The following is a 23,821-nucleotide window of genomic DNA, read 5'->3' on the forward strand; positions in this document are numbered from 1 at the left end:
TCTTACCACACCCTTATCGTGCGCAGAGCACCGTTTTGTACCTTCACCAGGCCTAAAGGCCGGCCTTCACAATACACGCCGATCGGCTGGTCCACATTCATATCAGCCAGCTGCGCGCCGCTGCGTTCAGGCGGATTCCCGTGAGCAAAGCGCGCGGCCTCCTCCTGAGAAATCTCAAGGGTGTCAAAGAGTCTGCTGACGGCCTCACCAATGGGAATGATCGGCACGTCGGCTCCTTCAGCGGTCAGCGCTTCAAGCCGATCCAGTGGCGCAGCATCGTCCAGAGTGAATGCCCCGGCCTGCAGCCGGCGCAAAGCAGTCAGGTGTGCAGCTGTGCCGAGCTGTTCGGCAATGTCGCGGGCAATGGCTCGCACGTAGGTGCCGGCCGAACATTCAACGTGAATATCACAGTCCACCACCGGCACGCCTGCCTCCGCTGCGGTCGGGCGGAGCGGACCAGTCAGGTCAATCGCGCTGATATGAACCTCGCGCGGAGGGATGTGGACGTCTTCTCCTTCGCGCACCAGGGCGTGCGCACGCTTCCCACCGATCTTGATGGCAGAGACGGCAGAGGGCACCTGCCACCCGCGTTCACGCACCACACGGGCAGCGTCGGCCACCTGATCGACTGTTACATCGCTGGCTCCTGGGCACTCCGTGACCTGCCCATCTGCGTCCTCGCTGGTTGTCCCGATTCCCAGACGCATGGTGGCGTCATAGATCTTCGTACTGGCGCTCAGGTAGGTGAGCAGCCGCGTCGCTTTGCCGATACCGATCACCAGCACACCGGTCGCCATCGGGTCGAGCGTACCGGCGTGCCCGACTTTACGGGTGTGCGCCAGTCGTCGCACACGGCTCACCACGTCGTGACTGGTCATCCCTTGGGGCTTGTCAACGATCAGAATTCCCGAGGGTGGCTGTGGCTTCTGCTTCGAATCGGTAGGTGTCATGGATCTGGGCGGGCCTATATTTCGTCGGTGTCGGCGTCGGCCTCGTCGATGTCTGATTGATCGACGTATGTGTCGTCAGCGCCTCCCTCGTCGGCGTATTCCTCGTCGTCTTCTTCGGGATGACGGTAGGGGTCTGCCTCACCGGCATAACTGGCACCTTGAGCACCGCGCGCGATCTCCTCATCACGCGCACGAGCCTTGCCCAATGCATCTTCAATGGAGGCGGCCGTCTCTGGAAGCGCGTCGAGGATGAATTCGAGCGTCGGGGTCAATCGAATGCCCAATGCCTTGCCCACTTCGGAGCGAATCAGCCCCTTGGCGGATTCGAAAGCGCGCGCCGTTGCTGCGCGTTCCTCGTCATCACCCAGGACGGTGTAGAACACGGAGGCGTGCTGCAAGTCTCCTGTGACGCGCACATCTGTAATGGTCACGAACCCCAGGCGCGGATCCTTGATGCGTCGGCCCAGCAAGCGTGCGACCGTCTGATGAATCCGGTCCTCCACCTTATGTACTCGCGATTCATCTGCCATGGTGATGCCTCCTGTGCTGGTAAACAAACGTTGCGACCCTCTATCGTACGTGTCTGCGCCGTCGTGTTCCTAGTGATCGTGTCCATCACCTCATGTTCACCGTCAGCACATCGGTGGCTGCATAATAGGAGCCGTGATCACTGAGCCGCACGCAGATTTTTCCGCCATCCATTTCCTCGCGCTGTCCGCTGCGCGCCATGCCGGGCGCGACAATCTCATCGAGCTGCATCTGGATCCTGCAGCGCACACCTACTCGGAAGCCTCGCGCCGCACCCTGGCTCACAGCCTCGACGACGCGCTGCGCGCTGCTCAGGTCTTACTGGACTGGAATGTCGGACCCACCTGCCGCGTCATTATCATGGCGCCGAACTGCGCCTGGCATATGCTCGTGCACGTGGCCTGCTCCGCAATAGGAGCCATCACTGTGCCGCTCGATCAGCACCTGCAGGCCGGGGAATTAGCCGCCATCCTGGTCAACTGCGAGCCGGATGTCATCATCTGCGGGGATGCTCAGATTGACCGCGTTGAGCGCGCGACCACCTTGAATATCGACACCGACAACGCTTCCCACCCGGCCCGCCAGCCACGCGTCGTGACAGTTGACCAGTGGAGTCGCGCGGTTGCTGAGACCTCTCCCCTGCCGCTTGCTGATGTGGCGGCACTGCCTGCGGACACGGTCGGCGCAATTTTGTACACCTCGGGAACGGCCGCTCATCCCAAGGGCGTCACACTCACCCATGAGAACCTGTGGTGGGGCACGCGCAATTTCCGCGACGTCTTCGAATATGGTCCACGCACCGTCGAAGCCGTCAGCGTTCCCCTGTCCCATATCGGTGGTTTCAACGGCACCACGCTGGACCTAGCGGTCTCGGGCGGAACGGTGATCATCGTGGATGCGTTCCATCCGGCTGCACTGGTCGAAGCCCTGGGCAGCTACCAGGTGGAGATGATGTTCGCCGTTCCCACGATGTACCGCATGATGTGTCAGGTTCCCACTTTCACCTCGGATGGGTTGCCCTCATTCACGCGCCCTTTGATCGGTGGCGCACCCGTACCGGCTGACCTTGCCGCCATGTTGCGCGAACGAGGCCTTGAACCGTTCAGCGTATGGGGGATGACTGAGCAGGCAGCGTCAGGTACGTGCCTAGTTCCCGGTCTTCCAGCCGACCGCTCCACAACCAGCGGTTTTCCTTTCCCGCACACACGTATCGGTATCGAGATGGTGGATGGGCTGGACGCACACGCTGTCCCAGTTGAAGGTACCCGGGCGGGCGAGTCCCCCTCGTCAGTTGCGAGCGTTCTGCCGCCCAGCTCGCGCGAGGGAGACATCCGTGCGAACACTATTGGTGAACTCATCTGCACCGGCCCATCCGTCACCCACGGGTACTGGAATGACGAGGAACTCAACGCGGCATCGTTGAGGGGCCCGTGGCTGCGCACCGGCGACTTGGGTTTCATTGACGAGGACGGCTTCGTTCACATCGTGGGGCGCAAAGTGGCCACGGTGAACACAGGCGGCGAAAAGGTGCTCCCTCACGAGGTTGAACAGGTGCTCACGCGCATGGACGGAGTCCGATCCGCGCATGTGGTGGGTGTGCCCGATGTGAAGTGGGGCGAAGCTGTCAGCGCGGTACTGGTCATGGATGAGGGGTGCGAAGCGCCATCGCTTCACGATGTACGTGAGTTTGCCGGTCGATATCTTGCGCGCTTCAAAGTGCCTCAGCGCCTGGCGGTAGTTGAGTCACTGCCGGTATCGTCCAACGGCAAGGTCACCGTCTGCGCGCTTCGCGCAGTGTTCGCACCAGGTGACTAGCAGGGCGGTGTGTGTACCGGAAGTGTGTGTACCAGACATGTGCGTGTACGGGGCACATTGGCATTGAATCCAATGAACGGGTGAATGTGCGCGCATACGCACGCGTCGCGTTCTGTCGCAGTGTGGACGCGTATCGGTAAAAGAACATTGCATGACGGTGCAGCGGCCGGTGTACAGAGCAAATGTAAATTTGCGGAAATTTGCTGTCAGGTATGGACAAAGGTCCTGTTTTCCGTTTACATTCCTAGGTGTGGACGAAATTGCACAAGCGCAAGAGCGGGTCAAGCGTCAAGTGGCCCAAGCTCAACAGCACGCAGAAACCGCAACAGAATTTCGTCGCCGAGCAGAGCAAGTGACCGGACAGGGCACCAGTCGCGACCGTCTCGTGCGAATCACGGTGAATTTTCAAGGTCATCTCAGAAGTACAGATATCGATAGTCATGCCCAGGGCGTGCCAGCCGATCACATCGCCTACGACGTGATGGAGGCTTACAACGCGGCGCGCACGGACCTTCGCGGTCAGGTGCACACGATCGCGGGCGAACTGTTTGGTGAGGATTCTCCGATTGTCTCAAGATTGATAGGTGAAATGTGAGCGACCTCGAGATCAGAACAGACGAACTGTCCCAGCACAAAGCACACGTAGCACAGGTGGCCAGCGCTGTTGACCTGGCTAAGCAGGCCTCATATGAAGCGGGTATAGGCGGCACCGCTTTTGGGCTTCTCTGCACCCCGATCTTGCTGCCTCCGTTGTTGATCATGGAAAGCGCAGCGCGCCGAACCATGCAAAGCGCAACCGACGCCTTGGAGAGGACGTCCAGGCAGCTCGGACTGACCACTGAAGACTTCAACTCTCAGGAAGCGGACCTGACACGCGGGTTCAAAGCTGAGGTAAACGTATGGGGTAAGCGAGGTCGCCATGAGTAATTCTTTGGTTGCTGAACGCCAGGAATCCACAGGGCAGCTGGCCGGTACGCTGCTGATCGAAGATGGTGAGGCCCTCGTCAAGGCCTTTGAATCGAAGGACTGGGTCAGTGGCGGCGTCGCACTCTTTTCAACCGCGCTGGATATCGGTGCCTCGGTCCTCGACCCGCTGGGCACACTGATTGCGATGGGTCTGGGGTGGCTCATCGAGCATGTTCACCCTCTGGACGAATGGCTCGATGCGTTCACCGGTGATGCCGACCAGGTGGCCGCCTACAGCGCGACGTGGAAAAACATTCACGCTCAGCTCGCTGAAGCCGGTACGCTTCTGCAGAACCACACCCGCGTCGACCTGTCCGATATGCGCGGTGAGACCATTCAGGCGCTGAATGCCCTCGAAGGCGACATCGCCAAGACCGTTGAGAAAGCCGGACGTTGGGCAGATGCAATGGGCACGGCACTGGAAGTAGCCGCGTCCCTCGTCCAGATCGTTCATGACCTGGTCCGCGACGCGCTCTCACAGATCATCGGCGCTTTTGCTTCAGCAGTGATCGAAGCAGTCGCGACCGCTGGTTTGGCACTGCCGGCGATCATCCAGCAAGTCACCGCCAAAGTATCCAGCCTGGCCACTCGCATCAGCGAAACGATCAACAAGGTGATCGAGTCGATCGGCAACCTCAAAGGCCTCCTGGGTCAGCTTGCGGGCCTGTTCGACAAAGTGAGCGGCATGCTCAATCAGTTCCTGGCCACCCCCGGTGGTCAGATTCTGAAAGATGTCGGCACCAAGCTTCTCACCACTGGTGGAAACGCGCTGCTCAACAAGATCACGGGTGGCTCACAGGGTGGCGGCCTCTTTGGTTCTCAGCGTCAGATGATGGATCCTGCGGCGTACGGTCGAGGCACCTCGTTGAACCGAGGTTCAGGATATTACGGTGGCGGAGCATATGGCGGCTTGGGTTACTCAGACTACTATGGCACCCACTACGCCTCAGCTTTGCCGAGTTCCTATCACGCAGGCTCCTACGGCATGCCAGGCTCCTATGACGTGTCGGGCGCTCATAGCGCGTCTGATGTGAGAATGAGCCACTCTGCTGCCTTCGCGGGTATCCGGCACAACGGTGATATCACTCCTGACTCACGCATCCCGGTGGCTCCGGCAGGTGCAGAAGCTGTCCACGCGTCTTCATCTGCTCCCACGCAGTCGGGCCGTCTGGGCTTCCACGCCACTGAATCGTCAGCCGCGTCCTCTGCCTCCTTGGCAGCTCGTGGTGGCGCCGCGGCGACTGGACGCGGCTTCATGGTTCCGCCGATGGCGATGGCAGGCGCCGGTGGTTCGATGGCGGCAGCAGCCTCGTCCGGATCTGGTTTCAGGGGAGCGCATGCGTCCCGGCAGATTATCAACGAGGAGAATTTTCAGTCATTGTTCGACACCGAGCCAGAAGCTCCTGCTTCGAACGTGCCAGTCATCACTGGTAGCCATCACACTGAACACGCTTTCTCGCCGAGGTCATAACTTCTGGTCGCCAACGCACAACGCGCGCCTTGACTGGCTCATCAGCCAGCTTCAAGGCGCGCGTTGTGTAATGTATGAGGTTCCTAGAGGGCCGAAACCGGAAGCGGACGTCCTACCAACGACCCGCTGGCAGGGATCGCAGGTTCGGCCGACGTTGAGTGAGCACACTCTGCCGGAGACATCCGTCCCACAACAGCTGAGGCTTCCTGACGCGCCGCACCAGCGGAGGCCAGTTCAACGAGGCCAGCATATTCGGACGGGATTTCCCGACCCAGGTTCTTCATCGCTTCGCCCCACAATTTGCCTGAACGGTAGGAGGAACGCACGAGCGGCCCTGACATACAGGCGGGGAATCCCATCGCATACGCCACGTCACGCAGTCGCACGAATTCCTGAGGTTTGACCCATCGGTCAATGGGATGGTGCAATGCCGAGGGGCGAAGGTATTGCGTAATGGTCAAGATGTCACACCCCGCGTCCAGCAGGTCACGCATGGTGGATTCGATTTCTTCGGTCGTCTCCCCCATGCCCAAAATCAGGTTCGATTTTGTGACGAGGCCAGCCTCCTTCGCTGCGTTGATGACACTCAGCGAACGGTCGTAACGAAACGCCGGCCGGATTGTCTTCATCAGGCGTGGAACCGTTTCCAGATTATGAGCGAACACCTGGGGCCCGGATTCGAATATCTGTGCAAGGGCATGCGGATCGCCTTTGAAGTCATCGACCAGCAATTCGACACCGGTACCAGGCTGCATGGCATGGATCTGTCGGCACGATTCTGCGTAGAGCCACGAGGCTCCGTCTTCAAGGTCGTCTCTACTGACGCCTGTGATCGTCACATAGCGCAGTCCGAGTTCTTTAACCGACTCAGCCAGGCGCTTGGGCTCATCCCGGTCGTATTCAGTTGGCCGTCCGGTGGCAATATCGCAGAAGTCGCATCGACGCGTACACAGCGCTCCACCAATCAGGAAGGAAGCCTCACGGTCCTCCCAACATTCGTAGATATTCGGGCAGTTAGCTTCTGCGCAGACGGTGTGCAGTCCGCCGCGATGAACCAGCTGCTGCATATCCTGATATCCCGGCCCATTGGAAACGCGCGTCTTCAGCCATGTGGGACGTTGCTTTTCGATAGGCGTCTGCGAGTTGCGCTCTTCGACGCGTCGGAGCTTGCGGCCTTCAGGTTCTGGCAGTGTCGACAACGCTGGTCCTCACTTCGTTGCAGCTAGTTCAGATTCGTGTGCAGAGTATGTCAGTGGCTCCAGGTGGGCTGTCAGGGACGCGATGAGCGGGTCAGCCGCATCGGCAACGCTGACACCATCGACGCCTTCCCCAACGAGGGAGGCGACACCGCAGTCGTGCAACCCACAGGGAATGATACCTGTGAAGGCGCGCGAAAAGTCAGGATTGACGTTCAGAGCAAGACCATGCATCGTTGCGCCCTGAGCCACTTTGAGTCCGATGGCGCAGAGTTTGCGATCAGGGTCACACAACCACACACCGGCTTTGCCCTCAATGCGAACAACCGGCAGGTGCCATGTAGTGCGGACAGCCTCGATGACTGCCGCTTCGACGGCGCGAATGTATCCAATCGTTTCCGTTGGATCTGCCAGGCGAATAATCGGGTAGATCACCAGCTGCCCGGGCCCGTGCCACGTTACCGATCCTCCACGGTCAACCGAAATGACCGGCAGGTCAGCATCGACGATATCTTCAGGCTTCGTGCGCCTCCCAGCCGTGTAGGTCGGTTCGAACTGAGCAACAATGAGCGTGTCATCGCAATGGCTCACCTTCACGTCATCGAAGGTCTCACGCTGGATTCGGTCACCTTCCATGTACGGGATCAGTCCGCGATCCAAGAGGTTCTTTACCTGCATGCTTCTACTCTACGCTGGCGAAACTTATCGCCCCACCCGAGCAAGCGTGAGATACGCCGATGTTGGCAGTACTGCGAGCGCCCTCAGTTCGCTACGATTCAGATATGACTGATCATGAACGCCAACGCGCGATTATGGAAGAACTGGAAGTTGTCGAAGATTTCGATGCGGCTCACGAGGTCGAGCGTCGAATCACGTTCCTGGCCGAATATCTCAAGGAAACTGGCCTGAAGGGCTATGTCCTGGGCATTTCGGGCGGAGTAGATTCTACCGTTGCCGGTCGCCTGTCTCAGCTGGCGTGCGAAAAAGTGCGCGAGGATGGTGGTGACGCCACATTCGTCGCGATGCGCCTTCCATACCAGGTCCAGGCTGACGAGGACGACGCGCAAGATGCCCTGTCGTTTATCGATGCTGATCAGGTTCTGACAGTCAACATCGGAGCGTCGACCGATGCCATGTGGCAGGCAGTGAGTGAAGCAGATGATGATCATGTCGATTCCTACACGGAGTTTGTCAAGGGCAACGTGAAGGCTCGCGAACGCATGATCGCGCAGTTCACAGTTGCCGGTGCTCGCGGAATGCTCGTCGTCGGCACTGATCAGGCTGCGGAAGCCCTCGTCGGGTTCTACACGAAGTTTGGTGATGGTGCTGCTGACGTGACACCGCTGACTGGACTGCCCAAGCGCCGCGTGCGGGAGCTGGGCCGCTATCTGGGCGCTCCGGCGACACTGACTGACAAGGTTCCTACCGCGGATCTGGAATCTGATAAGCCGCTGCGTCCTGATGAAGTTGCTCTGGGCGTCACGTATGAGGCCATTGACGACTACCTTGAGGGCCGCGAGGTGAGCGAAGAAGATGAGCAGACCATCGTCAGGTGGCACTCGCGCACCGCTCACAAGCGTGCACTGCCTTTGACACCTGGCCGTTGGGAGAAGACGCACTGATGGCACGACGCTCGCGTCAGCCTTCACCTGTCACATGGGTGTTAGCTGGTCTCGCGTGGGGCGCGCAGCTTGCAGCACTCTATGTCCCTGATCCGCGAGCTGTGACACGGTCGAATTGCGGCGCCAGCGGAATCGGCGTCACTGACGCTGATGACACCGACGGCAATGGCACCAATTACCTCAGCGATACCGGCACCAGCGCGACCTGTGCCACTGGCGGAAGCTGCGCCACCGATGACACCAGCGACACCGACAGTGACGATCACGACAGCATCGCAGATGCCATGTTGAAATCAATGCCGCGTGGTGCCGACAAGTTTGTGCACGCTGTGCTGTTTGCCGCAGGCACTGCCAGCCTCATTGCTGTGGGAGTGCCGTGGTATGTGGCCGCTGCGGGCCAATGCGCGCACGGATGGATCTCCGAAAAACTTCAGGCTCATATTCCGGGTCGCGGTGCCGATTCGGTAGATGTGGTGGCCGATGCGGCGGGCGTCGCGGTGGGGACAGCACTGGGCGTGATCGCTACCCGTTGACGACAAGGAGTCACAATGGGCAGCTCTCATCTTATTGATAAGTATTCTCACTTGCACTAGTGTGGTGGTAACTTCACCGCCTACGAAAGGTGCACACCGTGCCCGCCATCTCCCGCCAACGATTCTTCCGATATGCCGGCGCCACCCTCGTCACTGCAATCATGGCCATCGGCGCCGCACTGTCGACAACTCCGCCCACCCATGCTGCGCCCGATGACGGGAAAACCGTGGCAACGCTCGGACATATCGATGCGCCGAAAACGTATTGGGAAGGCGGAACCTTCGTCCTCAAGAACGAGGCGCATGGGAAGGTCTATCCGCTTGAGCAGACCGTGAACTGGGTCGGCAAGGGGTACAACGACACAACCCAGGCTCAGCAGTTTATCTACCACGTTCCTGATGATCCCGAGGTGAGATTCCTGCGAGACACCAGTGCCACGTGGTACATGGCTCCGCAGCTTCCGGGATGGAATCAGGCTCCGATCTGGGCAGGATTCGGTGCCGACGCAGACATTCCGATCGAACAGTTCGCTGGTCGCACTTTCACCCTCGACCTGGTTGATTTTGATGGACCTGGTCGCATGGAGCTGATGAATTACACGACGTTGGGGCCGTTGAAGATTCTGACGCGCTTGATCTCCAGCCATAATCCGGATCTGCGCTCGACATGGTTGACTGCAGGATCGCACACGCACAATATGACGCTGTTTTCCAAACCCGGGCGCTACACGGCGACATATCGAGTCACCGCACGCTCAGCTGACGGCACCCTGATCGCGTCAAGAAAGTACCCGCACGTGTGGCAGGTCGGCGGCAGCCAACCTGGAAGCACACCCTCTGCTTCGCTGTCCGATCAGTTTGCCGCGGCATCTGATGCTCCACCGCAGGCCGGTGCCTACTCCTTGACCGTTCGCCCCCACCACGGGCGAGACAATGATGGTGATGATCAGCTGACGGATCTGGTGGCGAGCGTGCCTGAAGGTGCCAGCGGAACAGTGACCTTCTTGATCGACGGCTATTTCCTGGCGGAAGTACCTGTTAAAGACGGGCGTGCAACGTGGCCTGAAATGCTGGGGAACACCACCAGCTCCCTCCAAGCCGTTTTTATTCCCGCAGATGGCACACACGCCAGGTGGGTCTCACCCGAAGTGTCTTACTCGACAGGCGATGCTGCGGCAACGGTATCGTCTCCCGCAAGCGCTCAGGGGCTGCCGCAGCCCGCTTCACACGATCCGGCGCCTGCATTTTCGACCGACGCGTATACGCCCACTGACTTGGGATTCACTCTCACGCTCACCCCGGAAGACGGGGAGACATTCAGCACGACTATAAGGTTCAATGACCCGAAGATCCGTGCGACGATCCGTGGCGGATATTACGAGGCTGGCGCGAATAATCCCACCTGCGGTCTTGAGCCTTCGGAGATGGTCTCAGGGTCGAAGGGTGCAGCCACCGCTTCCATCACCTATATGCAGTCAGACTGCGATGGAATGTCACTGAGATTCACGGTGCTCCCTCACGCTCTGATCGGAGCGCTACCGACCGAGGTCACGATCCCCACACCGATCAATACTGCTCAACCACTGACGTATTCAGGCACGCTGACAGCTGCTTCTCCTGCAGCACCTGCCGATCCAGATTCCGATCCGTCCGACGCAGCCGGTACGGATGGAAAGCCAGGCGGATCCGAGACAGGGACCGAGCCTGGCCCGAATCCCGGTACGAAGCCAGGCACCGCTCCCGGAACCGATAGCGACTCGCCGCACACACAGGCTGACCCGCGTCTGATCCTGAGCGATGGCCACGTGGATATTCAGGCCCGCCTGGAGGCAAATGGCCGTCTGGGGATCGCATTGAAGGATGACACCAGGCAGCATGCACATTCATCGCAGGTTCGCGAACTATCGTCAGTCGCCTTCGCACTGGATGACAATACGCGTCGGTCCACTCCGCGCACTCCGTCAGGCGCGACGAACGGCCCCAATTTCCTTCCCACACCTCCAGGCAAGTACTACCTGCTGGACCAGGAACAGCGCCAGGGCGCGTTGTGGCCAGGCTGGTCGACGACCGAGGTTGACGCTGAGCGTGCCGAGTCACTGACTTTACACCTTGAGCCGCGCTCCATTCCCAAAGGCGCCTCATACCACGTCTTTACCCTAGGAACCTTCGGTGAGACCACCGAATTGATAAATTCAACCCGCGAGCTGACCAGCATCACCATGCCGGCGAACATTCACGCACATGCGGCGTGGGCATTCACCCAGCCTGGCGTGTATCTGCTCGATGCGTCCTACAGCGGGACGATCGATGGCGCGCCCGCATCATCAGGCAAGCAGTGTCTGACCGTACTTGTCGGTCACCAGGCAATCCTTGATCACAGGTCAGGAAAGACGCCCTCGTGCGCTGACACGCCCACCGCAGGCACTCCCACGCCAGATACTCCCGCTGGCGGGGCTCCCTCCACCGAGGCCCAGCCGACAGACTCTGGCGAGACAAAAACTGACAATGCAGATGCAGGTACCACACCGCAGGACGCGGCTGGCGCGCAGAGCACGGGCGAGCAGCATGCCTCCGCCTCGGCTTCAGGTGCCCCGTTGGCATCAGTTACGCCACTGGGCACGCAGCGCCTTGCCAGCAGCGGCACCCATGGAGGAATGGTCGCAGGCGCACTCATACTGGCCGCGCTCGGGTGTGCGTGCGTGGCCAGGCACCCTCGCTGTTCTTAGTGAGCAACCATATTGCGGCCGGCCTTTTCTGCGATCGTACGCGCGGCAACATACCCGAAGACCAGGGCGGCCCCAATCGACGTGCCGCCGGCAGTGTAGGTGTGCCCAACAATGGATTTGGTGGTATTGCCGGCCGCATACAGACCGTCAATGACACTGCCGTCCTCGCGCGTGACCTGCGCTTGCGGATTAATCACCAGGCCGCCCGACGTTCCAATGTCACCGGGGTAGACCTGCGTGGCGTAGAACGGGCCTTTCTCCACTGTGCCGAGCGACGGGTTCGGCTCATGGTAGCGGTCACCGTAGAAACGATCGTGTTCGTTTTCGCCGCGGTGGAAATCCTCGTCGATGCCTGTGCGCGCAAAATCGTTGAACCGCTCGAGGGTGAGGCGCAGCTGCTCGACCGGCACGTTGATCTTCTGCGCCAGCTCGTCCACGCTGTCTGCCTGTACCATCGCCCCTGATTCGAAGTATTCCCTGGGCAGGGGCACGACCGGCATGTGTCCGTAGCCGAACACGTATTTCGAGCGGAACTGATGATCGAAGATCAGCCAGGCGGGAAGGTTTTCAGCGTCTCCCTCGCCCTTGCCGAAATGCCCACCATACAGGCCCTGGCCAGCGGTGCAGTATGGCAGCGCTTCGTTCATGAAGCGCTTGCCCTGGCCGTTGACGATCACGGTGTGTGGCAGGGACCGGTCCGGGACGATAAAGCGTTCCTCATCTTCAATGACGATCGGCGTCCACGCGGATGAACGCGGCAACTGGATAACAGGTGACCAGATCGCATCAGCCATATTGTCGATCGCAGCGCCGTGTTGCAGGCCGACCTGAATACCGTCGCCCGTGTTCGTTTCCGCGCCGACAGTCCACGTGCCATTAATCGGGTGGCGCTGGTATTTCTGACGCATCTGCGCGTTTCGCTCGAACCCGCCGCACGCCAGGATGACGCCCTTGGCAGCGCGGATACGTGACTCCTTGCCTTCGTGCGTCACGACGATGCCGCGCACCGCGTCATCCTCCACAATGAGGTCCTTCAACGCGGTGTTCATGGCAATTTCGACACCTGCGCGCAGGCATCCTTCCATGAGGGCGCCGGTCAGTCCCATTCCCATTGTGCGCGGTGTGCGCCGGGCAAAGAGATGCTTGATGTTGCGTGCAGTCAGTCGGGCCAGTCGCGCCCACGGCTTCCAGCTTGACGCAAAGAGCAGGATGTCGGCGGAGTCGAACGAATTCAGATCCAGCGGAACAGCCGGTTTGAAATAGGCCTCCATCTGGTTCTTTTTCCATTTGCCCAGTTTGTTCGAGTCGAAGGCACCGGCCTCCACGCCGCGTCCTTGCGGCTGAGCTCCCGGAGCGTCGAGCCAGTAATCGGGGTAGCCTTCCATGTTGCGCCACACCAGCCCGGGGCAGTTTGCAGTCAGGAAATCCATCGCGCGCGTACCGTTGGTCAGGAACGAATCAATCATTTCGTCACTGGTGCAGTCTCCAACCGTCGCCTTCATGTAGGTGCGACCCATTTCCATATTGTCGTTGCCGCCGACGCGTTGAAGTTGTTTGTTACCCGGCACCCACACCATGCCGGCCGACTTAGCGGTGGACCCGCCCCATTTGTCGCCTTTTTCGATCATCAGTGTGCGCAGCCCGTTTTTTGCCGCCGTCAGTGACGCGCTCAGGCCGGCTGCACCCGACCCTACGACAACGACATCGAATTCTGTTCGCTTCATTGCTGGCCTTTCATGTGTCGTTCGGACGAGGGATCACGCTTCACCATTGCCAGTGAGTGCCCACTCGTTTCACACTTACCGCTACTGTACGGCATTGAAGCGACGAACGTGCCGGATCGCACTCTCCCTCTTGTCACAAACGACATTCACATTCATGCAATCTTCTGTTCGTCCTCGTGGGTTCCACTTTCGTCGCTTTGAAGGGCTTTCTGTTTTCGCCGCTGTCCGTTTTGTCTCGTTCCTCTTTGTCATCTCACCCGTCAGCGCAGTGAGATTCGGCGGGGTTTTCTTCTCTTACACGATCTGGGGTGAGGTCGGGCAGATTCTCCCGGCCTCACCCCAGCGTTCACGTACTGCGGGCAGTTGTCTTACTGCAGGTAGTCGTTCGTCCACGCGCCATCAATGTCATCCATCGTCGCGGTGGTGAACCCGTTATCAACCATCCACTGGGTGTAGGAGCGGATGACCCCCTCGTCCATCTGCCCCCACTGTCCACTGGGCGCGTGCCACGTGGGCGCCATAAAGGCCAGGGAAGCTTTGAGGGTGTCTTCTTCGCTGGCGCACATGGTGCTGGCAATCAGCTGGATCGTCTCATCCTGATTGTCGCGCGCAAAGTCGTATCCCTTGCCGGTGGCCTGCAGGAAGCTGCGCACCGTGTCGCCATGCTCACGCAGGTAGGACTCTTCGACGCATAGGAAGTAGGCATGGTGTGGCGTGACCTCAATGTCGTCGAAGGAGATCTGAACGACCTGACCAAAGTCTTCCGACCCCTGGTAGGCTTCCCAGCCAAGCACGTTGAAGATCGCGTCATAATGACCTTTTTCGACTGCGCGGATGTCCGGCTCGAACACGCCAGGATCTTCCACGATGACCTTCGAGTAGTCTCCCCCGTCCTTTTCGACAGCTTCCTTGACCATTTCAGTCAGGCGTCCCACCGGTGGGATCGACACATGCTTGCCTTCCAGGTCACGGAAGCGGGTGATGCCCTTGGACTTCAACGTAATGACGCCGCCAAGCTGGTTCTGATTGAATGTGGCGACCGCAACAAAGGGGTGATCAGTCTTCCGGGTTTCGAGCAGCTCGCCCAAGCGGATCGAGGCGAACTGGAATTCGCCGCGGGCGGTCAGTTCAGCGGGCGTGCCACGGTCAAAACCGTCCCAGGAGATGTCGACGTCCAGATCCTGGTCGGCATACAAGCCTTTCTTGCGTGCCACGAACAGGCCGGCGTGGTTGGGCCACGTCACGACGTATTCCAGACGAATTCTGACGAGGTTCATTGCTACCTTCTTTCTGCCCCTTGTTCGAGGGCGACTCTGATACTGGTGAGTGCGTGTAAGAACCGGGGATCTGTGCGCAGATTGGGATCGGTGCGGTCAGGCAGATCAATGGGGTAATCTGCGACAATGCGACCCGGCCGAGCGGACATGACAAGAACCCTGTCAGCAAGGGTAATGGCCTCTTCCACATCGTGCGTGACCAGCAGGATCGACAGTGCGCGCTGGCGGGCGGCGCTGACCAACCAACGTTGAATGCCGGCGCGCGTCATGGAATCAAGGGCGCCGAACGGCTCATCCAGTGCGATCAATGTGGGTTCAGCGAGCATCGTCCTCAGAAATGCCACACGCGAGCGCATTCCGCCAGAGAGCTGGTCCGGATAGGCGTGTGCGAATTCGTCGAGCTCGAACTGAGCGAGAAGGTCGAGGGCGGCCTGCCGTGCCGTGGCCGGGGGTAGTTTGTGGATGAACAGCGGCAATGCGACGTTGTCAACAACAGTGCGCCACTGAAACAGACCGTCGTTTTGCGGCATCAGTGCGACGTGCGGGTTATCCACCTGCCATTCGAGCTGGCCGCTCGTGGCGTGATCCAGGCCGGACACGATACGCAGCAGCGTGGACTTGCCACATCCTGATGGCCCGACGATTGCCACAGTCTGATGTGGGTACAGAGTGGCTGAAATGCGATCGAGGGCCAGAGTGGGCGGGACCTGGAATTGTTTACTGACGTCATTGATGTGAAGCATGTGTCACCGCTTTCCAGGGAAACGCAATGCGTTCGGCCAGAGCAACAACGCCGTACAGCACCAGTGTCATCGCTGTCAGCACTGCTGCGCCGACAAAGACCAGCTCGGTGCGAAACGAGGATTGCGCGGTCAGCAGGTAGATTCCCAAGCCATTGCGCGCTCCGACAAACTCAGCAGTCGCTGCCGTTGCCGGCCCGTAGGTGACGGTGATACGTAGCCCGGACATGAACACTGCGGCCGCAGCGGGCATGCGCACATGCGTGAGTATCCACCATTTCGATGCGCCCAAGGTCGTGGCCACGTCAATCTGGTCTCTGCTGGGCGATGCCAGTCCGCGCGCCAGCGGCACCACGATCGGGAAAAGCCCGAACAATCCGACCAGCAGTACTTTCGACGTGATACCGAAGCCGAACCAGATAATGAGCAGCGGCGCAATAGCGACGACCGGAATGGTCTGCGAGATGATGAGAACAGGGATGGCGACACGACCGATCGGGCGAATCGCAAAGATGATGAAAGCCAGGCTCACACCGCACACGAGTGCAAGCACCGTTCCCAGGCCAACTTCAAGGGCGGTGATCCTGGTGGCTTCCCAGACATTGGGCGCATCATCAAAGCCGGCGTGGATAATCGTCGAGGGCGCCGGCATAAGGCGTTCGTTGACGTTGAACGCGCGCACCGCCACCTCCCACGCGCACAGGAGCAACACCACAAACATCAGTGCGGGCATGAAACTGCCCCGGTGGTGTTGGTCGCGCTCACGTGCAGAGACGGCGGTGCGGTACCTCGCGGGCATCTGTTACTTCACGAACTCATTGGTGACGATGTCGTCAGCTGCGATCGGTTCGGTGACCGCAGTCCCCTTCTCGTCATACACGAGGCCCTGTTCGACAATGAATGCCAGGTAGGTGTTCCAGCGATCAATGTCGGCAAAGCCCACACCGCCCTTTGAATCAGGCCAATACTGTGTGGAGAGTATTTCCTGGCTGCGGGTGACCAGTTCGGGATCAAGTTTGGCCTGTGGGTTGGCATCGACCAGAATTTTCGCCGCTTCGTCGGGGTTATCCTTGGCGAACTCGTAGCCCTTTTGTGCTGCCTGCACGAACGCGCGGACAAGGTCGGGATCCGATTCGATCAAGTCGTTGCGCGTCGAAATGCCGATCATTGCCGGAGTGGTGGGAACGTCGTAGTCGGCGGGCTGGAACATATGCAGCTTGGTGCCCGACAGTTCTGCCTCAATTGCCTCCCACGTGCTGAGAACCTCAGCAAAATCCGCCTGGCCTGATTCCAGAGCCGCCATCGCCTGCGCGCCCACAATGACGCGGTCAAATTCGCCTGTTCCGCCATCGTGCTGAATCATCATCTGGGTGGAGATATGGGCCGAATCGCCCGAGTAGTCTGCAATTGTCTTGCCGTCCAGATCTTTTGGACGGGTGATCCCCGAATCTTCCAGAACTCCCACGCCATAGGAGGACTTTTGCTGAATATTCAGCACCATCGTCAGCCCGAGGTTGGCGGCGTGAGCCGATGCCAGTGCATCTGCTCCCGAGATTCCAAAATCAGCGCCCTTCGCGCTGAGGACAGCGTCAACACCTGACTTGGAGAAGCCCATGATGTCCACATTCAATCCGGCGTCCGCGAAGTAGCCTTTTTCCTGGGCGACGAACAGTCCAGTGTGATTCGTGTTCGGTGTCCAGTCCAAGATGACGGACACATCACGCATCTGTCCAGAGGCCTGCGAAGCCGACTGGCCGGTGGCGTCGGCGCCTGACTGGTCAGCTGAGGACATATCCGACGATCCGCCTGATGAGCATGCGCCCAGCATGGCGACGCTGAGGAGGAGGGGCAAAAGCCTGGTTGTTTTCATGATCTCTCGATTGCTAGTTGGGTAACTGTGCGGATAAATTGAGTGCCGGATTCAGTGGTGAACCACCGGTGATGAGCATCCATCCCGATCGTGTACGCCCAATCCGACGTACGCCCCGGTATCGGGGCACGCTGGTCATACTCGATAACAGCGAGTTCAAACTCGGTGTTCGACACTGCCACCATCGGCGCGAGCATGCGAGCCTCCTCGCGCATCAGTGGGTACTGACTGACATACCCGTCCAGAAGGTCGCGCACCACCTGGGGACGCCACGCATTTTCGATACCTTCAGTGATGGTCAGCCAGTCGATCGCGTGACGTTCAATGAGCTGTGCCAGATCGAACAGCGACGGGTTGGCGTATGCCAGCCCAAAATCAAAGACACTGGTGATGACGGGACCCTGCCTGGTGTCCTTCCACATCGTGTTGGACACGTGCAGGTCCCCGTGTGTCCAGTAACGAGGGCGCTCCCGCAGCGGCTCAAGGGCCCGCGCAAAAGGAGCGACAACTGCCAGGTCACCAGCCAGGTCACGGCCGGTTCTGGACACATAGTTGGCAACGATGGGGTGCGCTTCGCACCAGGCTTCAAGACGGTCAAACGGATCACCCAGCATGAGGTCCATGCGCGACTGGTAAGGATTGGGCGGTGCGACCACTGCCGGAATCTTTTCAGAGGCGCGACGAAGCTGCCCCGCCACTCGGCCGATTTCCACGCTCTCTTCGCGTGTGCACGGCGGCATCCAGCTGGTCGTCGCACGGTAACGGTCTTCACCCGGCGCGCATTCGCTCACTTCCCAGACCCATCCGCCCATCGTCAGACATGTTCTGCCGGTATCGAAGGTGAAGAAGCGCGGCGTCGGGAAGGCGCCTGCGGCAAGCCGGTTCACGTAGTCATGTTTGACACACAGGTCGTATTCGCTGATCAGGTGGGGCGCATAGCGTTTGATGAAGACGCGTGTTCCACATGCCAGCTGGGCGATACACGCCGAGGCCATTGGACGCGCCGAGTGAGTGAGGACCTGCGGGCACTGGGCGGAAGCACCCGCCAGATGCGGCATATCCACCAGGCGCTCTTCCAGCGCCGCCACATCCTGATCTGAGATCAGTGGCCACACATTGTTAATGATGTCGAGTTGTTCGTCTCGATTCATTTGCGGCTCCTCGTGCTCACCAATGCGCACGACTAAACCGCGTTCCTACGCCAGCATGATCTGGTTCAGGTATAACGGTCGGAGAATTTTCCCTCTCAGCCCGCCTGTCCGGGCTCCCGTGCCCCCTCACCATACCATCAGCTGCACGTCATACGTAAAACGAGGGTGCCCCACCCTCACATAGTGGATGGGTCACCCTCGTCAATGGGACAGGAAACACAGTGCGAACTAGTCGCGAGCCTTTTCCTTCATTTCCCACGTTTCGATGATGTCGCCCTCGGCAATGTCCTTGAAGCCCAGGGTGATACCGCATTCGTAGCCTTCGCGAACCTCGGTGACATCGTCCTTTTCGCGGCGCAGCGACGCGATCTCCAAATCGGGAGCAACCACGACACCGTCGCGAACCAGGCGGGCCTTCGAGCCGCGGCGAATGATGCCGTCACGGACAATGGAGCCTGCGATGTTACCGAACTTGCCGGAGCGGAAGACCTGGCGGATCTCAGCCGTGCCCAGCGCGACCTCTTCATAAATCGGCTTGAGCATGCCCTTCAGGGCCGCTTCGATATCGTCGATGGCTGCGTAGATGACCGAGTAGTACTTGATCTCCACGCCTTCCGCGTCGGCCATTTCAGCCACGCGCTCAGCCGGACGCACGTTAAAGCCGATGATGACCGCGTTATCGACGGTGGCCAGGTTGACATCGTTTTGCGTAATGGCTCCGACGCCGCGGTGGATGATCCGCAGGGCAACTTCGTCGCCCACGTCGATACGCAGCAAGGAATCTTCCAGAGCCTCAACGGCACCGGACACGTCACCCTTGATGACAAGGTTGAGGGTGTCAACTTCACCTTCCTTGAGAACCTTATCGAAGTCTTCGAGGGTGACGCGCTTGCGACGCTTGGCCAGCAGTGCTGCGCGCTCGGCAGCTTCTCGCTTGTCAGCGATCTGGCGGGCGGTGCGGTCATCGGATGCCACAAGGAAGGAGTCGCCTGCCCGTGGAACTGATGTCAGGCCGATCACCTGCACCGGTCGTGACGGACCGGCTTCCTGCACATCCTTGCCATACTCGTCGAACATGGCGCGCACGCGTCCGGAGGCGGATCCCACAACGAGGGCGTCTCCCACGCGCAGCGTTCCACGCTGGACCAGCATGGTGGCAACCGCACCACGACCACGGTCAAGATTCGCTTCAATGGCGACGCCTCGCGCCTCGGTGTCAGGGTTTGCCTCCAGGTCAAGTGCGGCATCCGCTGTCAGGAGGACTGCTTCGAGCAGGTCACTGATGCCGGTGCGCTGCTTGGCGGACACGTCCACGAACATGACGTCGCCGCCATATTCTTCAGCCACAAGGTTGTATTCGGTGAGCTGGGAGCGGATCTTATCCGGATTGGCATCTTCCTTATCCACCTTGTTGACGGCCACAACGATCGGCACGTCCGCTGCCTGCGCATGGTTGATCGCTTCAACGGTCTGCGGCATGACGCCGTCATCGGCTGCGACCACCAGGATCGCAATGTCCGTTACCTTGGCGCCACGGGCACGCATAGCGGTGAAGGCTTCGTGACCAGGCGTGTCGATGAATGTGATGGGGCGGTCCTTGCCCTCCATATCCACCGTGACCTGGTAGGCGCCGATGTGCTGGGTGATGCCACCGTGTTCGGTGTCGACGACGTCGGTGTGCCGGATGGCGTCCAGCAGCTTCGTCTTACCGTGGTCGACGTGACCCATGACGGTGACGACCGGTGGGCGCGGCTTGAGGTGCTCTTCATCATCAAGTTCTTCGGCCTCAAGGTCGATATCGAAGGACTCAAGCAGTTCGCGATCTTCGTCTTCTGGGGAAACGACCTTAACGTTGTAGCCCAGTTCGTCGCCCAGTGTTTCAAAGGTGTCCTGATCCAGTGACTGCGTGGCTGTTGCCATTTCACCGAGGTGGAACAGAACAGTCACCAATGCTGCCGGATTGACGTCGATCTTTTCGGCAAGATCAGCCAGGGATGCGCCCTGACGGATGCGAATCTCCTGGCCATTTCCGCGAGGAATCTTCACGCCGCCGATTGTCGGTGCACTCTGCTCTTCGTATTCCTGCCGCCTTGCACGCTTGGACTTGCGTCCGCGACGCGAGCCGCTTCCACGGCCGAATGCGCCCGGTGTGGAGCCGCGACCACCGCGACCGCCACGGGGACGGCCACCGCTCGGGGGCGCAAATGCACCTGCGTGTGCGCCGACTCCTGGGCTGTTGTGACGTGAATTGTTGGAACGTCCACGTCCGCCACGTGACGGGCGGTCAGGCTTGGCGAACCGTGCCTGATCGGGCATCATCATCGGGTTTGGATGGTTGCCGCCGCGTGAACGGTTCGGGCGTTCAGCGCGGTGCTCGCCACCGCTGGAGCGGTTCGTGTGCGCAGCGCCACCTTGTGTGCCGCGACCACCGGGCCTGTTGGTGCGCTGGCCACCGCGTGTTCCACCAGGTCGAGGCATACCTTGCGTGGATGCGAAGGGATTGTTGCCTGGGCGTGGCCCAGCAGGGCGCGGGCCGGGACGAGGTCCTGGGCGCGGTGCCGACTGGCGGCCATGAGCCTTGGAATCTGAAGCCGATGCTTTCTTGGCGGATTGGGGGCCGGGCTTGGGACCAGATTCTCCCGACGACGCCGGTGCCGATGCGTGAGCATCGCCTGATTCCTGAGTATCGCGAGGTCCCGGTTTCGCCGCTGCAGCTGCCTTCTTGTCAGCTGCGTGCGCTACCGGTCCTGGCTTTGGTGCTCGCGTCTTGGCCGGTTTCTTTTCTGACTTTCCGGTCGGCGCATCATCACTGGCCGCACTGCTTTCTGGCTGTGCCAGGTCGGCAGGTGTGGACGCAGTGGACGACTTCCTGGTCGACTTACGAGACGCAGTAGTTGTCTTCGCAGCCGTTTTCCTTGTTTTCTTGGGTGCCTTCGCCTTCTCGGATTCTTCTGTGTCCTGAGGCGCAAGGGAGGCGTAGTGTTCACGCACGGCTCGAACCACTGGCGGTTCCAGAGCCGAGCTTGATGCCTTGACGAACTCTCCGCTATCGCGCAGGTACGCCAAGAGTTCTTTGCTGGCAATGCCGAGCTCTTTGGCGAGCTCGTGTACACGCAACTTTGCCACAATTCTCCTGTCCGGATCCGTCTCCGAACTGGAGACGGGACTTATCGTTCTTGCTGGCAGCTCATCGCTGGGTACTCATCGGGTGCCCATCAGCTTCCAACCCGCTTCCATTACTCGATGTCCAACGCACGGTGCGTTGCTGACAATGTGATCGTGTCGATCAGGTGATCCCACTGGTCCTCCCCCACGGTGTGAGGCAGGCGTAATGCATGTTCGAGGGCTCGCCGTCGGCGGGCCTTCTCCATGCATGTCGCATGTGCGTGAATCCACGCACCACGACCTGGCAGGATGCCTTTTGGATCCACCTGTGCGGATCCGTCGTGAGTCGCCACCATTCGAACCATGCTCGAGGGGGCGCCTCGCTGCCGGCAGCCAATACATGTGCGAATCGGGCCTGAATGGTCATGCGTCTCCACCGCACACATACTAGTCCAGCTCAACCAGTCTAACTGAGGTCGGCGTCCGTATTGGAATCTGTATGTGAGCGACTGGTCACGTCGTCCTCGTCCTCGTCCTCGGCAGTGATGTCGAGTGCGTCGGTGCCGCTACCATCTGACACGCTGGCAGCCTCGTCACCTCCATAGGGCATGTCAGGCATCGATGAGCGTGACGCCTCCATCTTTCCGTCCGCATCCGTGTCGGAGTGAATATCAATGTGGAAACCTGTCAGACGCGCAGCCAGTCGAGCGTTTTGTCCCTCTTTGCCGATTGCCAGTGAGAGCTGGAAGTCAGGCACAACGGCGGTGGCGGTGTGATTTTCAACCGAGTGCACGACCACTCGGCTCACGCGCGCCGGAGACAGCGCGTTGGACACGAAACGAGCAGGATCTGCCGACCAGTCAACGATGTCGATCTTTTCACCACCCAGCTCAGTCATCACCGAGCGTACACGCGACCCCATCGGCCCAATGCATGCTCCCTTGGCGTTGACACCTTCACGTGTTGCTGCAACGGCGATCTTCGTGCGGTGGCCCGCTTCGCGCGCAACGGCCTTGATCTCCACCAGACCCTGCTGGATCTCAGGAACCTCGCGTTCGAACAGGCCGAGCACCAAGCCGGGGTGGGTTCGTGACAGGACGATTCGCGCACCACGCTCGGTGCGTTCAACCGACACGACGTAGGCGCGGATCCGCTCATTGTGATGGTATTCCTCGCCCGGAACCTTTTCTGAATCCGGCAGCACGGCCTCGAAGTCGTCCGATAGTTTCACCAGCGTCAGGTGGCGTTCACGTGCCTGCTGGACAAGGCCGGTGACGATCTGCCCGGTCTTGGATGCAAAGTCGCCCAGAACTTTCTGATCGTCGGCGTCTCGCAGCCGCTGCATGATCACCGAGCGCGCAGTTGCCTGTGCGATGCGCCCAAAGTTGGAGGGGGTGTCATCGAATTCACCGATCGGGTTGCCGTCGTCGTCTTCTTCGGTCGCCATGACGGTGACCCGCCCTGAACGCTTGTCGATCTCAATGCGAGCTTTGCGGATAGCGCCCGGGATGTTGTGATACGCCTTGAGCAGCGCCTCTTCGATCGCGTCCACAAGAGTATTGAGATCTACACCTTTTTCCTGCTCCACCATTCGGAGCGCTGTCATGTCAATTTCCATGATCCCTCACTTGTCTGACTTACCCGTGCCAAGCTCGACGCGCGGACGCGCCTTCTTGATCGTGTCGTATTCAATGGTAACCGGCTCACCATCGACCACCAGAATGACCTGCTGATCAGCCACTTCGGACAGTCTCCCCTCAACGGTGTTCCCGTCGCGAAGCTTGACGCGGATGAGCCGTCCGATCTGTCTGCGCCAGTGTCGCGGCTGCGTGAGTTCACGCTCGGCTCCCGGTGTGGACACTTCCAGAATGTATTCACTGTCAATCGGGTCGGCCTCGTCCATCGCCAAGGAAATGGCTCGTGAGACCTGCGCGAGTGTGTCGGAGTCAACTGACTCGTAGGAGTCTGCAGACGTGTCCTCACCGTAATCCACGCTGATGCGCACAATCGGACGCGCCTGGGGGCCGACGACCTCGATCTGATCGATGATGAGTCCGCACGTGGCGACGACGGGCTCCAGTATGCGCCTGATCAGATCCTGATCTACTGGCTGAGCGGGTTGTGCCACAGTTTCTTCCTTCCGAACG

Annotated in this window: 21 protein-coding genes and 1 riboswitch; of the genes, 7 read left to right on the forward strand and 14 right to left on the reverse strand. The window is 59.9% G+C overall.

Annotated features, from left to right (window positions below; genetic code table 11):
• Positions 1-2: 2 nt before the first annotated feature.
• Positions 3-950 (reverse strand): tRNA pseudouridine(55) synthase TruB, encoded by a 948-nt coding sequence (truB, locus tag AC1EJ1_RS06270; protein ID WP_285014585.1) that lies wholly within the window; start codon positions 948-950, stop codon positions 3-5.
• Between the two features lie 14 nt (positions 951-964).
• Positions 965-1,480 (reverse strand): 30S ribosome-binding factor RbfA, encoded by a 516-nt coding sequence (rbfA, locus tag AC1EJ1_RS06275; protein WP_092648451.1) that lies wholly within the window; start codon positions 1,478-1,480, stop codon positions 965-967.
• Between the two features lie 133 nt (positions 1,481-1,613).
• Here rbfA and AC1EJ1_RS06280 point away from each other — a divergent pair, with 133 nt between their 5' ends.
• The 4 genes from AC1EJ1_RS06280 (at position 1,614) to AC1EJ1_RS06295 (ending at position 5,730) form a co-directional block, all read left to right on the forward strand.
• The gene (locus AC1EJ1_RS06280) at positions 1,614-3,293 is read left to right on the forward strand and encodes a class I adenylate-forming enzyme family protein (protein ID WP_285014582.1); all 1,680 of its coding nucleotides are present in this window, start codon (positions 1,614-1,616) and stop codon (positions 3,291-3,293) included.
• Between the two features lie 250 nt (positions 3,294-3,543).
• Positions 3,544-3,888 carry a YbaB/EbfC family nucleoid-associated protein gene (locus AC1EJ1_RS06285; RefSeq protein WP_058236423.1) on the forward strand — a complete coding sequence of 115 codons (345 nt, stop codon included), beginning with the start codon at positions 3,544-3,546 and terminating at the stop codon, positions 3,886-3,888.
• A complete protein-coding gene (locus AC1EJ1_RS06290) occupies positions 3,885-4,220 on the forward strand; it encodes a hypothetical protein (RefSeq protein WP_058236422.1) in 336 nt (111 codons plus the stop codon). The genes AC1EJ1_RS06285 and AC1EJ1_RS06290 overlap by 4 nt, the downstream gene beginning before the upstream one ends.
• Positions 4,213-5,730 carry a collagen-like triple helix repeat-containing protein gene (locus tag AC1EJ1_RS06295; protein WP_480295548.1) on the forward strand — a complete coding sequence of 506 codons (1,518 nt, stop codon included), beginning with the start codon at positions 4,213-4,215 and terminating at the stop codon, positions 5,728-5,730. Before AC1EJ1_RS06290 ends, AC1EJ1_RS06295 begins: the two co-directional genes overlap by 8 nt.
• Before the next feature lie 83 nt (positions 5,731-5,813).
• Here the strand turns inward: AC1EJ1_RS06295 and lipA are convergent, their stop codons facing one another.
• Together lipA and lipB are read right to left on the reverse strand one after the other, a co-directional pair.
• A complete protein-coding gene (gene lipA / locus AC1EJ1_RS06300) occupies positions 5,814-6,929 on the reverse strand; it encodes a lipoyl synthase (RefSeq protein ID WP_480295549.1) in 1,116 nt (371 codons plus the stop codon).
• 9 nt (positions 6,930-6,938) lie between these two features.
• On the reverse strand, positions 6,939-7,604 hold the full coding sequence (lipB, locus tag AC1EJ1_RS06305) for a lipoyl(octanoyl) transferase LipB (RefSeq protein ID WP_480295550.1): 666 nt from the start codon (positions 7,602-7,604) through the stop codon (positions 6,939-6,941).
• A gap of 104 nt (positions 7,605-7,708) precedes the next feature.
• Here lipB and nadE point away from each other — a divergent pair, with 104 nt between their 5' ends.
• The 3 genes from nadE to AC1EJ1_RS06320 all read left to right on the forward strand — a co-directional run bounded on the left by nadE (position 7,709) and on the right by AC1EJ1_RS06320 (position 11,807).
• On the forward strand, positions 7,709-8,548 hold the full coding sequence (nadE, locus tag AC1EJ1_RS06310; RefSeq protein ID WP_058236854.1) for an ammonia-dependent NAD(+) synthetase: 840 nt from the start codon (positions 7,709-7,711) through the stop codon (positions 8,546-8,548).
• Positions 8,548-9,081 (forward strand): hypothetical protein, encoded by a 534-nt coding sequence (locus AC1EJ1_RS06315; protein WP_480295551.1) that lies wholly within the window; start codon positions 8,548-8,550, stop codon positions 9,079-9,081. The genes nadE and AC1EJ1_RS06315 overlap by 1 nt, the downstream gene beginning before the upstream one ends.
• A 98-nt stretch (positions 9,082-9,179) precedes the next feature.
• Entirely contained in the window at positions 9,180-11,807 is a 2,628-nt protein-coding gene (locus AC1EJ1_RS06320; protein WP_480295552.1) for a choice-of-anchor M domain-containing protein, read from the forward strand.
• Here the strand turns inward: AC1EJ1_RS06320 and AC1EJ1_RS06325 are convergent.
• The 10 genes from AC1EJ1_RS06325 to AC1EJ1_RS06370 form a co-directional block, all read right to left on the reverse strand.
• Positions 11,804-13,531 (reverse strand): FAD-dependent oxidoreductase, encoded by a 1,728-nt coding sequence (locus AC1EJ1_RS06325; RefSeq protein WP_285014569.1) that lies wholly within the window; start codon positions 13,529-13,531, stop codon positions 11,804-11,806. The two genes, AC1EJ1_RS06320 and AC1EJ1_RS06325, sit on opposite strands and share 4 nt — an antisense overlap.
• A 368-nt stretch (positions 13,532-13,899) precedes the next feature.
• Entirely contained in the window at positions 13,900-14,808 is a 909-nt protein-coding gene (locus tag AC1EJ1_RS06330; RefSeq protein ID WP_092648444.1) for an ABC transporter substrate-binding protein, read from the reverse strand.
• A 2-nt stretch (positions 14,809-14,810) separates the two neighbouring features.
• On the reverse strand, positions 14,811-15,551 hold the full coding sequence (locus tag AC1EJ1_RS06335; RefSeq protein WP_480295553.1) for an ABC transporter ATP-binding protein: 741 nt from the start codon (positions 15,549-15,551) through the stop codon (positions 14,811-14,813).
• Positions 15,535-16,347, reverse strand: a complete 813-nt coding sequence (locus AC1EJ1_RS06340) for an ABC transporter permease (RefSeq protein ID WP_058236414.1) — start codon at positions 16,345-16,347, stop codon at positions 15,535-15,537. The genes AC1EJ1_RS06335 and AC1EJ1_RS06340 overlap by 17 nt, the downstream gene beginning before the upstream one ends.
• 3 nt (positions 16,348-16,350) lie before the next feature.
• Complete coding sequence (locus tag AC1EJ1_RS06345) at positions 16,351-17,418, reverse strand: ABC transporter substrate-binding protein (protein WP_083314392.1); 1,068 nt, start codon at positions 17,416-17,418, stop codon at positions 16,351-16,353.
• Positions 17,415-18,569: a phosphotransferase enzyme family protein gene (locus AC1EJ1_RS06350; protein ID WP_480295554.1), complete on the reverse strand. Its 1,155-nt coding sequence runs from the start codon at positions 18,567-18,569 to the stop codon at positions 17,415-17,417. Before AC1EJ1_RS06350 ends, AC1EJ1_RS06345 begins: the two co-directional genes overlap by 4 nt.
• Before the next feature lie 24 nt (positions 18,570-18,593).
• Positions 18,594-18,699, reverse strand: a riboswitch (TPP riboswitch).
• 98 nt (positions 18,700-18,797) lie between these two features.
• On the reverse strand, positions 18,798-21,695 hold the full coding sequence (gene infB / locus AC1EJ1_RS06355; protein WP_480295555.1) for a translation initiation factor IF-2: 2,898 nt from the start codon (positions 21,693-21,695) through the stop codon (positions 18,798-18,800).
• Positions 21,696-21,805: 110 nt separating this feature from the next.
• Complete coding sequence (locus tag AC1EJ1_RS06360; RefSeq protein ID WP_074026152.1) at positions 21,806-22,120, reverse strand: YlxR family protein; 315 nt, start codon at positions 22,118-22,120, stop codon at positions 21,806-21,808.
• A gap of 20 nt (positions 22,121-22,140) precedes the next feature.
• Positions 22,141-23,292, reverse strand: a complete 1,152-nt coding sequence (gene nusA / locus AC1EJ1_RS06365) for a transcription termination factor NusA (protein WP_480294023.1) — start codon at positions 23,290-23,292, stop codon at positions 22,141-22,143.
• Between the two features lie 6 nt (positions 23,293-23,298).
• Complete coding sequence (locus AC1EJ1_RS06370; protein WP_285014555.1) at positions 23,299-23,802, reverse strand: ribosome maturation factor RimP; 504 nt, start codon at positions 23,800-23,802, stop codon at positions 23,299-23,301.
• Positions 23,803-23,821 lie beyond the last annotated feature (19 nt).

The organism is Pauljensenia sp. C0170B4 (genome assembly GCF_056590235.1).

What these genes read in the sequence shown, in the direction of transcription:
- nusA (WP_480294023.1), bottom strand. Translation starts at nt 23,292, where the DNA reads ATGGAAATTGACATGACAGCGCTCCGAATGGTGGAGCAGGAAAAAGGT.
- AC1EJ1_RS06345 (WP_083314392.1), bottom strand. Translation starts at nt 17,418, where the DNA reads ATGAAAACAACCAGGCTTTTGCCCCTCCTCCTCAGCGTCGCCATGCTG.
- AC1EJ1_RS06325 (WP_285014569.1), bottom strand. Translation starts at nt 13,531, where the DNA reads ATGAAGCGAACAGAATTCGATGTCGTTGTCGTAGGGTCGGGTGCAGCC.
- rbfA (WP_092648451.1), bottom strand. Translation starts at nt 1,480, where the DNA reads ATGGCAGATGAATCGCGAGTACATAAGGTGGAGGACCGGATTCATCAG.
- AC1EJ1_RS06330 (WP_092648444.1), bottom strand. Translation starts at nt 14,808, where the DNA reads ATGAACCTCGTCAGAATTCGTCTGGAATACGTCGTGACGTGGCCCAAC.
- AC1EJ1_RS06335 (WP_480295553.1), bottom strand. Translation starts at nt 15,551, where the DNA reads ATGCTTCACATCAATGACGTCAGTAAACAATTCCAGGTCCCGCCCACT.
- AC1EJ1_RS06360 (WP_074026152.1), bottom strand. Translation starts at nt 22,120, where the DNA reads ATGTGTGCGGTGGAGACGCATGACCATTCAGGCCCGATTCGCACATGT.
- AC1EJ1_RS06315 (WP_480295551.1), top strand. Translation starts at nt 8,548, where the DNA reads ATGGCACGACGCTCGCGTCAGCCTTCACCTGTCACATGGGTGTTAGCT.
- AC1EJ1_RS06350 (WP_480295554.1), bottom strand. Translation starts at nt 18,569, where the DNA reads ATGAATCGAGACGAACAACTCGACATCATTAACAATGTGTGGCCACTG.
- AC1EJ1_RS06340 (WP_058236414.1), bottom strand. Translation starts at nt 16,347, where the DNA reads ATGCCCGCGAGGTACCGCACCGCCGTCTCTGCACGTGAGCGCGACCAA.
- truB (WP_285014585.1), bottom strand. Translation starts at nt 950, where the DNA reads ATGACACCTACCGATTCGAAGCAGAAGCCACAGCCACCCTCGGGAATT.
- AC1EJ1_RS06295 (WP_480295548.1), top strand. Translation starts at nt 4,213, where the DNA reads ATGAGTAATTCTTTGGTTGCTGAACGCCAGGAATCCACAGGGCAGCTG.
- lipB (WP_480295550.1), bottom strand. Translation starts at nt 7,604, where the DNA reads ATGCAGGTAAAGAACCTCTTGGATCGCGGACTGATCCCGTACATGGAA.
- nadE (WP_058236854.1), top strand. Translation starts at nt 7,709, where the DNA reads ATGACTGATCATGAACGCCAACGCGCGATTATGGAAGAACTGGAAGTT.